General features: G+C 56.1%; 10 protein-coding genes. 1 reads left to right on the top strand and 9 read right to left on the bottom strand.

Translation table 11 applies throughout. The annotated features are described in order from the left end of the window. The first annotated feature begins 32 nt into the window (after nucleotides 1-32). Nucleotides 33-1,052 carry a luciferase-like monooxygenase gene (locus tag CPA59_RS03225; protein WP_107758688.1) on the top strand — a complete coding sequence of 340 codons (1,020 nt, stop codon included), beginning with the start codon at nucleotides 33-35 and terminating at the stop codon, nucleotides 1,050-1,052. Nucleotides 1,053-1,131: 79 nt separating this feature from the next. Here the strand turns inward: CPA59_RS03225 and CPA59_RS03220 are convergent, their stop codons facing one another. The 9 genes from CPA59_RS03220 to nusA all read right to left on the bottom strand — a co-directional run bounded on the left by CPA59_RS03220 (nucleotide 1,132) and on the right by nusA (nucleotide 12,612). Continuing rightward, nucleotides 1,132-3,009 (bottom strand): DEAD/DEAH family ATP-dependent RNA helicase, encoded by a 1,878-nt coding sequence (locus tag CPA59_RS03220; protein WP_049854581.1) that lies wholly within the window; start codon nucleotides 3,007-3,009, stop codon nucleotides 1,132-1,134. A gap of 12 nt (nucleotides 3,010-3,021) precedes the next feature. Next, nucleotides 3,022-3,081, bottom strand: coding sequence for a protein YrbN (gene yrbN / locus CPA59_RS23245; protein ID WP_107760761.1), 60 nt, complete (start codon nucleotides 3,079-3,081; stop codon nucleotides 3,022-3,024). Between the two features lie 108 nt (nucleotides 3,082-3,189). Beyond that, entirely contained in the window at nucleotides 3,190-4,074 is an 885-nt protein-coding gene (gene nlpI / locus CPA59_RS03210; RefSeq protein WP_013316326.1) for a lipoprotein NlpI, read from the bottom strand. A 127-nt stretch (nucleotides 4,075-4,201) separates the two neighbouring features. Continuing rightward, complete coding sequence (gene pnp / locus CPA59_RS03205; RefSeq protein WP_049854582.1) at nucleotides 4,202-6,322, bottom strand: polyribonucleotide nucleotidyltransferase; 2,121 nt, start codon at nucleotides 6,320-6,322, stop codon at nucleotides 4,202-4,204. A gap of 250 nt (nucleotides 6,323-6,572) precedes the next feature. Further along, a complete protein-coding gene (rpsO, locus tag CPA59_RS03200; RefSeq protein ID WP_012771120.1) occupies nucleotides 6,573-6,842 on the bottom strand; it encodes a 30S ribosomal protein S15 in 270 nt (89 codons plus the stop codon). A gap of 107 nt (nucleotides 6,843-6,949) precedes the next feature. Beyond that, the gene (truB, locus tag CPA59_RS03195) at nucleotides 6,950-7,906 is read right to left on the bottom strand and encodes a tRNA pseudouridine(55) synthase TruB (RefSeq protein ID WP_100848918.1); all 957 of its coding nucleotides are present in this window, start codon (nucleotides 7,904-7,906) and stop codon (nucleotides 6,950-6,952) included. Further along, nucleotides 7,906-8,307, bottom strand: coding sequence for a 30S ribosome-binding factor RbfA (rbfA, locus tag CPA59_RS03190; RefSeq protein ID WP_100848917.1), 402 nt, complete (start codon nucleotides 8,305-8,307; stop codon nucleotides 7,906-7,908). The genes truB and rbfA overlap by 1 nt, the downstream gene beginning before the upstream one ends. A 74-nt stretch (nucleotides 8,308-8,381) precedes the next feature. Continuing rightward, nucleotides 8,382-11,096: a translation initiation factor IF-2 gene (gene infB / locus CPA59_RS03185; RefSeq protein WP_038917810.1), complete on the bottom strand. Its 2,715-nt coding sequence runs from the start codon at nucleotides 11,094-11,096 to the stop codon at nucleotides 8,382-8,384. A gap of 25 nt (nucleotides 11,097-11,121) precedes the next feature. Then, complete coding sequence (nusA, locus tag CPA59_RS03180; protein ID WP_038917809.1) at nucleotides 11,122-12,612, bottom strand: transcription termination factor NusA; 1,491 nt, start codon at nucleotides 12,610-12,612, stop codon at nucleotides 11,122-11,124. Between the last annotated feature and the right edge of the window lie 20 nt (nucleotides 12,613-12,632).

The raw sequence follows: 12,632 nt of genomic DNA, 5'->3' as shown, positions 1-12,632 counted from the left end.
CCGTCAGCCCCTCAACCCGATGAGTCACGCTTATGACAGCTACCGTTCCTTTCTCGCTGCTCGATCTGGCCCCTATCCCGCAAGGCAACACAGCCCGCGATGCGTTCCGCCATTCTCTGAGTCTGGCGCAGCACGCGGAAAAATGGGGATATCAACGCTACTGGCTGGCGGAACATCACAACATGACCGGTATCGCCAGCGCGGCCACGTCGGTGCTGATCGGTTACATTGCCGGCGGTACGCAACGTATCAAGCTCGGTTCCGGCGGCGTCATGCTGCCAAACCATGCTCCGCTGGTGATTGCCGAACAATTCGGCACGCTCGAATCACTCTATCCCGGTCGGATTGAACTGGGTCTGGGACGCGCGCCGGGCACCGACCAACGTACCATGCAGGCGTTGCGCCGCCATCTGAACGCCGATATTGACGATTTTCCCCGTGATGTGCAGGAACTTCAGCGCTACTTCGCCCCTGCTCAGCCGGGACAGGCCGTGCAGGCGGTGCCGGGACAGGGGCTGAACGTCCCGATCTGGTTGCTTGGATCCAGCCTGTACAGCGCACAGTTGGCTGCATCGATGGGATTGCCGTTTGCCTTCGCCGCCCATTTCGCGCCGGACATGCTCCTGCAGGCATTGCAGCGCTATCGGGATAACTTCCAGCCATCCGCCCAGCTTGAAAAACCGTATGCCATGGTGTGCGTCAACGTGGTCGCCGCCGACAGCGAGCGGGACGCCCGTTTTCTGTTCACCTCGTTGCAGCAGCAGTTTATCAACCTGCGACGCGGCACGCCGGGACCGTTGCCTGCACCGGTAACGTCGATGGAGGCGCACTGGTCCGCCGCGGAACAGTTTGCTGTAGAGCAGACTTTACGACTGGCGGTGGTCGGCGATCCGGCCAGAGTGCGTCACGGCCTGCAAACCCTGTTGCGGGAAACCCAGGCGGACGAGCTGATGATTAACGGCCAGATATTCGACCATCAGGCGCGGCTGCGTTCATTTGAACTGGTGGCACAGCTGCAAGCGGAAATCGTGCGGGAACCGCGCATTCAGTGATATAAAAACCATCACATAAAAACCGTGACATAAAAAAACCAGCCCGAGGGCTGGTTTTTCATATCAACGTCAGACGTTATCAGGCATTGCTGAAACGGCGCGGCGCACGCTGACCGTCACGGCTGCCACGACGCTCGCCGCCTTCACGACGTTCGCCATTGAACGGACGACCGCGGCCATTGCCGGCACCGGCGCGCTCGCCAAAGCTACGACCACCACGATCGCCGCGCTCACCGCCTTCACGACGCTCACGGCGTTCATGCGGCTGAGCATCGCCCATCAGTTGCATATTCATCGGCTTGTTCAGAATACGCGTACGAGTGAAGTGCGACAGCAGATCGCCCGGCATGCCTTTCGGCAGCTCAATGGTGGAATGCGAGGCAAACAGTTTGATGTTGCCAATGTAACGGCTACTGATGTCGCCTTCGTTAGCAATCGCGCCCACGATATGACGCACTTCCACGCCGTCGTCGCGACCCACTTCGATCCGATACAGATCCATTTCGCCGACGTCACGGCGCTCACGACGAGCCGGACGATCCTCGCCACGCGGGCCACGATCGTTACGGTCGCCACGACGTTCGAAGCGCTCGTCGCGTTCGCGGAATTCACGGCGCGGACGACGCTCAACCACCGGATCCGGCGGCAGAATCAGCGGACGTTCGCCCTGCGCCATCTTCAGCAGCGCGGCTGCCAGCGTTTCGATGTCCAGCTCTTCCTGCGGTTGCAGCTTGCTGAGCAGCGCACGGTACATGTCCAGATCGCTGCTTTCCAGTTGCTGCTGTACTTTAGCGGCAAACTGCGCCAGACGGCGCTGACCCAGCAGTTCGGCGTTCGGCAGATCCACTTCCGGAATCGTCAGCTTCATGGTGCGCTCAATGTTGCGCAGCAGGCGGCGTTCGCGGTTTTCCACGAACAGCAGCGCGCGTCCGGCACGGCCAGCACGACCGGTACGGCCGATACGGTGTACGTAGGACTCGGAATCCATCGGGATGTCGTAGTTCACTACCAGGCTGATACGATCAACATCCAGACCACGCGCGGCAACGTCGGTCGCGATCAGGATATCCAGACGACCGTCTTTCAGGCGCTCCAGCGTTTGTTCACGCAGCGCCTGATTCATGTCGCCGTTCAGCGCGGCGCTGTTGTAACCGCTGCGCTCCAGCGCTTCGGCCACTTCCAGCGTGGCGTTCTTGGTGCGCACGAAAATGATCGCCGCATCAAAATCTTCCGCTTCCAGGAAACGGATCAGCGCTTCATTTTTACGCATGCCGTATACCGTCCAGTAGCTCTGGCTGATATCCGGACGAGTGGTCACGCTGGACTGAATGCGGACTTCCTGCGGATCGTTCATGAAACGACGGGTGATACGACGAATCGCTTCCGGCATGGTGGCGGAGAACAGCGCCGTCTGATGTTCAGCCGGGATCTGCGCCATGATGTTTTCCACATCTTCGATGAAGCCCATGCGCAGCATTTCGTCAGCTTCGTCCAGCACCAGACCGCTCAGGTTGGACAGATCCAGCGTACCGCGTTTCAGGTGGTCCAGCAGACGCCCCGGGGTACCGACGACAATCTGCGGTCCCTGACGCAGCGCGCGCAACTGCACGTCATAACGCTGGCCGCCATACAGAGCAACCACGTTGACGCCCTGCATATGTTTGGAAAATTCGTTACAGGCTTCCGCAACCTGCACCGCCAACTCACGAGTCGGCGCCAGCACCAGCAACTGCGGCGCTTTCAGGTCAGCCTTGATATTGTTCAGCAGCGGCAGGGAAAATGCCGCGGTCTTGCCGCTCCCGGTCTGCGCCATACCCAGTACGTCGCGCCCGTTGAGCAGATGAGGAATACATTCCGCCTGAATCGGGGACGGCTTTTCGTACCCCATCTCAGACAGTGCATTCAGAATCGGAGCGGACAGCCCCAGACTAGCAAAAGAGGTTTCAAACTCTGCCATGTAAACTTTGCCTCACTTCAAAATGGCGGCCAGTCTACATAACTTGTCGAGAAAATACTCAATCATTTTCATTGAAAAGTGTGAACCGGCTCAAATTGGATTAAAAAGCGAACAAAAAAGCCTCGCCCGTTAAGGCGATGAAGAAATCGTCATGATTTCAGGCTGAAAGGTGTTCGTCAGCTATTGCTGGTCCGATCCTGATAGGTCGTCTTGCTCTTGGCCTAACTGCGCCAATTCCAACAATGCATAGCGGTGCTCAACAAAGTTGTGAACATTGTTAGCAACCGTCAGCTTGAACAACGCCTCGGCGGTGTTCTTGTCCCCCAGACTTAGGTAGTGCTTACCTAAATAGAAGTCAGTTTCACTGAGATGCTCGGCGAGCGAAGTGTTATCCTTAGCTTCTTCCTGCACACGCTGCATCAACACTTTTTCGTTGATGTCGCCCAGGTAGAATTCGACAATCGTCCATCCCCACACACCTTTCTTTGCCCCTTCGTAGCGTTCTTTTAACGCTGATTTGGCCTTCTCGGGATTGATTTCTCTCTCCACCAGGTAAAGCCACAGGGAACGGAAAGGATCATTAGGATCGTCGCGATAAAACGCTAGCAGATCATCCTGCGCCAACAGGTAGCGACCGCCGTAGTACAAAGCGATGCCCCGATTCAAACGCGCATAATTGTAAGTTGGATCAAGCTCTAATACAGAATCAAACGCTTCATAGGCAGCATCAAAATTGCCTGCCTGCGTCAAGTAAATGCCGAGATAGTTAAATACTTCCGGCATATCGGGACGGATGGAAAGCGCTTGTGAAAAATCATTTCGCGCCAACGCCCGTAACCCGAGGCTATCATACAGCACTCCGCGCTCATATAACAGCTGTGCTCGTTCATCGGGAGTAATTGCCCGGCTCGCCAGGATCTGCTCCATGCGCGCCAGGATGACTTCCTGCTGCAACGTTGGCTGCAACGGTACCGCCAGCAATGCATCTTTGCGCCAATCCGTGTTGCTGCATCCTGCCAGCATAATTGCTGTCGCAACATAACACCAGCGCAAGAAAGGCTTCATTTCCCACTCCCGAAGACAAACATTGGATGAACATCCTGTCCCCGACTGCTCAGCATAAGGATATCCGTTCCTTATAATACACGCAGCTCCTTCACATCGTAAGGAGCTGCCAATCGATTATCCGCTATTATTCTTCCTCGGAAACCGGAACAGTTTCCTGAGATTGAGCATTTGCTTCTTTTATGCTCAAACGGATACGACCCTGACGGTCCACTTCCAGTACCTTAACCGGCACTTCCTGGCCCATCTGCAGATAGTCGGTCACTTTCTCAACGCGCTTGTCGGCGATCTGAGAAATATGTACCAGACCTTCTTTACCGCCGCCGATGGCTACAAATGCGCCAAAGTCAACGATACGGGTCACTTTGCCCTGATAGATACGGCCCACTTCGATTTCAGCCGTGATCTCTTCGATACGACGAATGGCATGTTTCGCTTTTTCGCCGTCGGTCGATGCGATTTTCACCGTGCCGTCATCTTCGATCTCGATGGTAGTACCGGTTTCTTCGGTCAACGCACGGATCACCGAACCACCTTTACCAATCACATCTTTGATCTTGTCGGTGCTGATCTTGATGGTGTGAATACGCGGTGCGAATTCGGAGATATCGCCACGCGGCGAGCTAATCGCCTGTTCCATCACGCCCAGAATGTGCAGACGCGCACCCTTGGCCTGATTCAGCGCCACCTGCATGATTTCGCGGGTGATACCTTCGATTTTGATGTCCATCTGCAGCGCGGTCACGCCTTCACGGCTACCAGCCACTTTGAAGTCCATGTCGCCCAGGTGGTCTTCGTCACCCAGAATGTCAGACAGAACCACGAAGTTGTCGCCTTCCTTCACCAGACCCATCGCGATACCGGCAACGGCAGCCTTGATCGGCACACCGGCATCCATCAGCGCCAGCGACGCGCCGCACACGGACGCCATAGAAGAAGAACCGTTGGACTCAGTGATTTCGGATACCACACGCACGGTGTACGGGAAGGCTTCCGGTTTCGGCATCACAGCCAGCACGCCACGTTTAGCCAGACGACCGTGGCCGATTTCGCGGCGTTTCGGCGAACCGACCATACCGGTTTCGCCCACGGAGTACGGCGGGAAGTTGTAGTGCAGCAGGAAACGATCGGTACGTTCGCCGGTCAGTTCGTCAATAATCTGCGCGTCGCGCTCGGTACCCAGCGTCGCGGTCACCAGCGCCTGAGTTTCACCACGGGTGAACAGAGCGGAACCGTGAGTACGCGGCAGTACGCCGGTACGAACGTCCAGACCACGGATCATGTCTTTTTCACGACCGTCGATACGCGGTTCGCCGCTCAGGACACGGCTACGCACCACATTCTTCTCAATGCTGCCGAGAATATCGCGCAGTTCATTCTCGTCCAGCGTGTCATCTTCCGCCAGCAACGCCGCAACCACGTCGGATTTGATGGTATCAACCTGAGCGTAACGCTCCTGTTTTTCGGTGATGCGATAGGCATCGCCCAAACGGACTTCAGACAGCGCCTGCACACGGTTGTGCAGTTCGACATTAACTTCCGGCGCCTGCCAGTTCCACTTCGGCTTGCCGGCTTCCGCCGTCAGCGACTTGATGTTTTCGATAACAATCTGCTGCTGATCGTGACCGAACACTACCGCGCCCAGCATCTGATCTTCGCTCAGCAGATCCGCTTCGGATTCAACCATCAGCACCGCGCCTTCGGTACCGGCAACCACCAGATCCAGACGGCTGGTTTTCAGTTCTTCGGTAGTCGGGTTCAGCACATACTGGTCGTTGATGTAACCAACGCGAGCCGCGCCAATCGGGCCGTTGAACGGAATGCCGGACAGACTCAGCGCAGCGGAAGCACCGATCATGGCGACGATATCCGGGTTAACCTGCGGATTAACGGAAACTACGGTGGCGATAACCTGCACTTCATTAACGAAACCATCCGGGAACAGCGGACGAATCGGACGGTCGATCAGACGGGAAATCAGAGTTTCGCCTTCGCTCGGACGGCCTTCGCGACGGAAGAAACCACCGGGGATGCGGCCAGCAGCGTAGGTACGCTCCTGATAGTTAACGGTCAGCGGGAAAAAGTCCTGACCCGGTTTGGCCTGTTTGGCACCTACCACGGTCACGAATACCGCGGTGTCATCCATGCTGACCATCACGGCGGCAGTTGCCTGACGAGCCATCATGCCGGTTTCCAGTGTCACGGTATGCTGACCGTACTGGAATTTACGAACGATCGGATTAAGCAAAATACTGTCCTTTACCAGAGGCGCGCGCCATATCCCTGATACGGCACACCAGTTAATACCCGACCCGCTCATTACATCCTCGCGACTAATGACAGTCCTCATCCGACGCCACAGATAAAGCCTCTCATTAGCCGCGCGAATCGCTGTAATAACGGATCATATTCACAACAGCAATACATTACTCTGTTTTGCTGGCACTTCCTAGAAGAAAGGGGCCCAAAGAGGCCCCTTTCTCCTGAAACTCGTCGAATTAGCGACGCAGACCCAGACGTTCAATCAGGGTGGTGTAGCGTGCCAGATCTTTACGCTTCAGGTAGTCCAGCAGCTTACGACGCTGAGAAACCATACGCAGCAGACCGCGGCGGCTGTGGTGATCTTTCTTGTGCTCGGCAAAGTGACCCTGCAGATGGTTAATCTGAGCAGTCAGCAGAGCAACCTGAACCTCGGTAGAACCGCTGTCATTCGTACCACGACCAAATTCCGCAACAATTTTCGCTTTCGCTTCAACGCTTAGAGACATGATTTACTCCAAAATATTATAGATAGAACAGGCGCCGATCTCTAATTCAGCCGCCCAGGATTTAAGCCGCGTCATTTTACTCTCAGCGCCATCTAATCGCAAGGCGCTCAGGCATCCGTCGGCACAGGGTTTTCTACTACCAGACGACGCGGCGCGACCCGACCTTCGTCATCGATTTCCCCCATCCCAATAAACCGGCGCGCGTCACCCTCGGTAATGCGCACCATACCATTAGCCGGCGTAGCGGCAGCACGCACCGCTTGCCCCAGCTTGAGATAGCCCGCCACCACCGGCGACAGATTAACTTCCGGAAACGCCTGCACAGCGGTATCCATCGGCAACAGCAGCACATCCAGCAATTCGCCGATCGGCTGCTCCTGCGCTTCCGCCTGTTCACGCAACGCCTGCAACTGCTCCAGAGTCACCATCCGCTCGATCGGATAAGTCGCCACCTGCAACCGGCGCAGGTAAATCACATGGGCGCCACACCCCAGCTTCTCGCCCAGATCATCAATAATGGTGCGGATGTAAGTTCCCTTGGAACAATGGATTTCCAGTTCCAGCTCATCCCCTTCCCAGCGGATAAACTGCAACTCATACACAGTAATATCACGCGCTTCACGCGGCACGGTCAGCCCCTGACGCGCATATTCGTACAGCGGGCGACCCTGATATTTCAGCGCGGAATACATTGACGGCACCTGTTGGGTATCGCCGCGGAAACTATCCAGCGCCGGCATCAGCAGATCATGGGTAAAGGCTACCGGGCGCTCCTGAATCACATTGCCGTCGGCATCCGAAGTATCCGTACGCTGCCCCAGACGAGCTATCACCCGGTAGCGTTTATCGGCATCCAGCAGGTACTGGGAAAACTTGGTCGCCTCACCCAGACATATCGGCAACATGCCGGTTGCCAGCGGGTCCAGCGCGCCGGTATGCCCGGCTTTATTGGCATTAAAGAGGCGTTTTACCTTCTGCAGCACATCGTTGGACGATGCTCCTTGCGGTTTATCCAGCAGCAAAACGCCGTGGATATCCCGGCCGCGGCGACGAGGACGCGACATTACCCCTCCTGCTCATCATCTGCGGCAGGGGTACGACGTTCCGCATCACGTCTGACCACGTTGGTCACCAGATTGGACATCCGCATCCCTTCCACCAGGGAATTGTCATAGGAGAAGGTCAGTTCCGGCACTACGCGCAGACGCATGGCCTTGCCCAACAACATACGGATAAAACCGGACGCATCCTGCAACGCCTTCACTCCGGCTTTGACCTGCTCCGGTTCGTTGTCATTCAGAAAGGTCACAAACACTTTGGCGTAAGCCAAATCGCGCGACACTTCCACGCCGGATACCGTCGCCATGCCCACACGCGGATCTTTCACTTCACGCTGAATGATAATGGCGATTTCTTTTTGCATTTCCTGAGCCACACGCTGCGTGCGGCTGAATTCTTTTGCCATGATGAATCCTCAGAGAAAAATCGGGGGGCACTCGGCCCCCCAGCATGAAAACATCAGGTACGTTACTGCACGTATCAGTCGATGGTGCGTTTGATCTCAATGGTTTCAAACACTTCGATCACGTCGCCAGTGCGAACGTCATTGTAGTTCTTCACACCGATACCACATTCCATACCGTTACGGACTTCGTTGACGTCGTCTTTGAAGCGGCGCAGGGATTCCAGCTCGCCTTCAAAGATAACCACGTTGTCACGCAGCACGCGGATTGGGTTGTGACGTTTCACCACCCCTTCGGTCACCATACAGCCGGCAATCGCGCCAAACTTCGGTGACTTGAACACATCGCGCACTTCCGCCAGGCCGATAATTTCCTGCTTGTACTCCGGCGCCAGCATACCGCTCATCGCCTGTTTCACTTCGTCGATCAGGTCATAGATGACGGAGTAGTAACGCAGATCCAGGCCTTCCGCTTCGACGATACGACGGGCAGAGGCATCCGCACGCACGTTAAAGCCAAGGATGATCGCGTTGGAGGCCGCGGCCAAGGTGGCATCGGTCTCGGTGATCCCACCCACGCCGGAACCCACAATCTTGACTTTGACTTCGTCGGTGGACAGTTTCTGCAACGAATCGGAAATCGCTTCCACAGACCCCTGAACATCGGCTTTCATCACAATGTTCAGCTCGGAAACTTCGCCCTCGGTCATGTTGGCGAACATGTTTTCCAGCTTGGACTTCTGCTGACGCGCCAGCTTCACTTCGCGGAACTTACCCTGACGGTAAAGCGCCACTTCACGAGCTTTCTTCTCGTCACGCACCACTGTCGCTTCGTCACCGGCCGCCGGTACGCCGGACAGACCCAGGATTTCCACCGGAATGGACGGACCCGCTTCGGTGATTTCGCGACCCAGTTCGTCACGCATGGCACGCACGCGGCCATATTCGAAACCACACAGTACGATGTCGCCCTTGTTCAGCGTACCTTCACGTACCAACACGCTCGCAACCGGGCCACGACCTTTGTCCAGGAAGGATTCGATCACCACGCCGCTGGCCATACCGCTGCGAATGGCTTTCAGTTCCAGAACTTCGGCCTGCAGCAAAATAGCTTCCAGCAGTTCATCGATGCCTTCGCCGCTTTTGGCGGATACATGCACAAACTGCGATTCACCGCCCCACTCTTCCGGCATGATGCCGTACTGAGACAGTTCGTTTTTGACACGATCCGGATCGGCTTCCGGTTTGTCGATTTTGTTGACGGCAACCACCACCGGTACCTTGGCGGCCTTGGCATGCTGAACAGCTTCGATGGTCTGAGGCATCACACCGTCATCAGCGGCCACAACCAGCACCACGATATCCGTAGCCTGTGCGCCACGCGCACGCATGGCGGTAAACGCGGCGTGCCCCGGCGTATCCAGGAAGGTAATCATGCCGTTGTCAGTTTCAACGTGATAGGCACCGATATGCTGGGTAATACCGCCAGCCTCGCCAGCCGCTACCTTGGTGGAGCGGATGTAGTCCAGCAACGAGGTCTTACCGTGGTCAACGTGACCCATGATGGTCACTACCGGCGCGCGCGATTCGGCGGAGGACAAACCGGTATCGCGGTCGCTCATTACCGCTTCTTCCAGCTCGTTTTCACGGCGCAGGATCACTTTATGACCCATTTCTTCCGCTACCAGCTGCGCGGTTTCCTGATCGATAACCTGGTTGATGGTGGCCATCGCGCCCAGTTTCATCATGGCCTTGATGACCTGAGAACCTTTGACGGCCATCTTGTTCGCCAGCTCGGCCACGGTAATGGTTTCGCCAATCACCACGTCGCGGTTGACCGCCTGCACAGGCTTATTGAAGCCCTGCTGCAGGGTACTCGGCTTACGCTTGCCTTTACCGCCGCGAGTCACCGCACGGGCTTCTTCGCGATCGGCCTTCGATTCAGACAGACGGCTGCCTTTTTTCTGTTTGGTAACCTTGCTGCCGCGACCGCGACCGCGACGATCGCCTTCCACCTGACGATCATTCTCATCTTCCGCTTCACGCGCGTGATGGGAGGTGGTTACGTGGTAATCCGCGTCTTCGGTTTCATCGCCTTCTTTTTCCCAACGTCCGGCATTTTCTTCTGCCATCTGGCGAGCCTCTTCTGCGATACGACGAGCTTCTTCCTCGACCTTACGACGAGCCGATTCTTCCGCCTTACGCTTGAGCTCAGCCGCTTCCGCTTCGCGACGCGCTTTCTCAGCCTGAGCTGGTTTAGTCATACTATCGTTTTGTTGGTTGCTCACTTTCTCTTTTTCCGCTACGTCACGCTTAGCTTTTTCAGCGGCCTCACGTTTGGCTTGCTCTTCAGCAACAGCGCGCTTTGCCTTCTCTTCTTCCTCACGTTTGGCCTTTTCTTCGGCCTCGCGTTTGGCTTGATCTTCGGCTGCGCGTTGCGCCTGTTCTTCCGCTTCACGCCGTGCCTGCTCTTCCTCAGCCGCAGCCTGCTGCTCGTCGTGAGGATCGCGTTTTACATAGGTGCGCTTCTTGCGGACTTCGATCTGCACCGATTTACTCTTACCACCGGTGCTGGGGATATTTAAAGTGCTACGTGTTTTACGCTGCAGTGTCAATTTTCCCGGCGCGCCGCCGCGGTCGCGGTTCAGGTGCGCCAGCAGTGTTTCTTTTTCATTCTGAGTCACAGAGTCCGATGCAGACTTGGTGATTCCCGCATCAGCAAACTGCTGTATCAGGCGGTCAACCGGCGTCTGGATCTCTGCGGCCAGTGATTTTAGGGTTACATCTGTCATGCTGTTCCTTTCCTGCTACAGTTCGTTATTCGTTACTGCCACCAAACCAACAGATATTACGTGCAGCCATAATCAGCTCGCCGGCTTGTGTTTCATCAAGCCCTTCAATATCTGCCAGGTCGTCGACGCCCTGCTCAGCAAGATCTTCCAGCGTGCAAACACCGCGCGCGGCCAGTTTAAACGCCAGCTCGCGGGACAGACCAGATAAATTGAGCAAATCTTCCGCTGGCTGACCACTGCCGCGGTTTTCTTCATTCGCCAGAGCCAGCGTGGTCAGCGCCGCTTTTGCCCGTTCGCGCAGAGCTTCGATGGTTTCTTCATCCAGACCATCGATCTCCTGCAGCTCATGGATTGGCACATAAGCCAGTTCTTCCAGCGAAGAGAAGCCTTCTTCAACCAGCGCCGTCGCGAATTCTTCGTCAATATCCAGGTGCTTGGTGAAAATATCGATGGCGGCATGAGCCTCTGCCTGGTGTTTCGCCTGCAGATCTTCAATCGTCATCACGTTCAGTTCCCAACCGCTCAGTTGAGAAGCCAGACGAACGTTCTGACCGTTGCGACCGATAGCCTGCGCCAGATTGCCGGCTTCAACCGCGATGTCCATAGTGTGTTTGTCTTCATCAACTACAATGGACGCCACATCGGCCGGCGCCATGGCGTTAATGACAAACTGCGCCGGATTATCGTCCCACAGAACGATATCGATACGCTCGCCGCCCAGTTCGCTGGATACCGCCTGAACGCGCGCGCCGCGCATCCCCACGCATGCACCGACCGGATCAATACGCTTGTCGTTGGTTTTGACCGCGATCTTGGCGCGGGAACCCGGATCACGGGCTGCAGCTTTGATCTCAATAACTTCTTCGCCGATTTCCGGCACTTCGATACGGAACAATTCAATCAGCATTTCAGGGCGGGAACGGCTCACAAACAGCTGTGCCCCACGCGCTTCCGGACGAACGGCATACAGGACGCCGCGAATACGGTCTCCCGGGCGGAAGTTCTCACGCGGCAGCATGTCTTCACGGCCGATCACAGCTTCAGCATTGCTGCCCAAATCCAGCGTGATGTTATCGCGGTTAACTTTTTTGACCACGCCGGTGACGATCTCGCCTTCCTGTTCACGGAACTGGTCAACCACCATGGCGCGCTCGGCTTCGCGCACTTTCTGCACGATAACCTGCTTGGCGGTCTGAGTGGTGATGCGGTCGAAAGTTACGGATTCGATCTGATCTTCGATGTAGCCACCCAGTTCCACGCTTGGCTCTTCAAATTGCGCCGCTTCCAGGGTGATTTCGCGTGTCGGCTGGGTGACTTCGTTCACGACCTGCCAACGACGGAAGGTATCGAAATCGCCGGTTTTGCGATCGATACAGACACGAACATCAATTTCCTGCTCGTATTTTTTCTTGGTCGCTGTCGCCAGTGCAGTCTCCAGCGCTTCAAAAATCTTTTCACGCGGCACGGCTTTTTCATTGGAAACCGCTTCAACAACAGCCAGAATCTCTTTATTCATCCTAGTTGCCTCATCCAAAC

The organism is Dickeya sp. Secpp 1600, assembly GCF_003049805.1.
Lineage (GTDB): Bacteria > Pseudomonadota > Gammaproteobacteria > Enterobacterales > Enterobacteriaceae > Dickeya > Dickeya fangzhongdai.
Note: the sequence above shows the minus strand (reverse complement) of the source record. Positions and strands in the feature narration are given on the sequence as shown.

Excerpts from the sequence above, each read along its gene's own strand:
- CPA59_RS03225 (WP_107758688.1), top strand. The coding sequence starts at position 33 with ATGACAGCTACCGTTCCTTTCTCGCTGCTCGATCTGGCCCCTATCCCG.
- rbfA (WP_100848917.1), bottom strand. The coding sequence starts at position 8,307 with ATGGCAAAAGAATTCAGCCGCACGCAGCGTGTGGCTCAGGAAATGCAA.
- nlpI (WP_013316326.1), bottom strand. The coding sequence starts at position 4,074 with ATGAAGCCTTTCTTGCGCTGGTGTTATGTTGCGACAGCAATTATGCTG.
- rpsO (WP_012771120.1), bottom strand. The coding sequence starts at position 6,842 with ATGTCTCTAAGCGTTGAAGCGAAAGCGAAAATTGTTGCGGAATTTGGT.
- nusA (WP_038917809.1), bottom strand. The coding sequence starts at position 12,612 with ATGAATAAAGAGATTCTGGCTGTTGTTGAAGCGGTTTCCAATGAAAAA.
- truB (WP_100848918.1), bottom strand. The coding sequence starts at position 7,906 with ATGTCGCGTCCTCGTCGCCGCGGCCGGGATATCCACGGCGTTTTGCTG.
- CPA59_RS03220 (WP_049854581.1), bottom strand. The coding sequence starts at position 3,009 with ATGGCAGAGTTTGAAACCTCTTTTGCTAGTCTGGGGCTGTCCGCTCCG.
- infB (WP_038917810.1), bottom strand. The coding sequence starts at position 11,096 with ATGACAGATGTAACCCTAAAATCACTGGCCGCAGAGATCCAGACGCCG.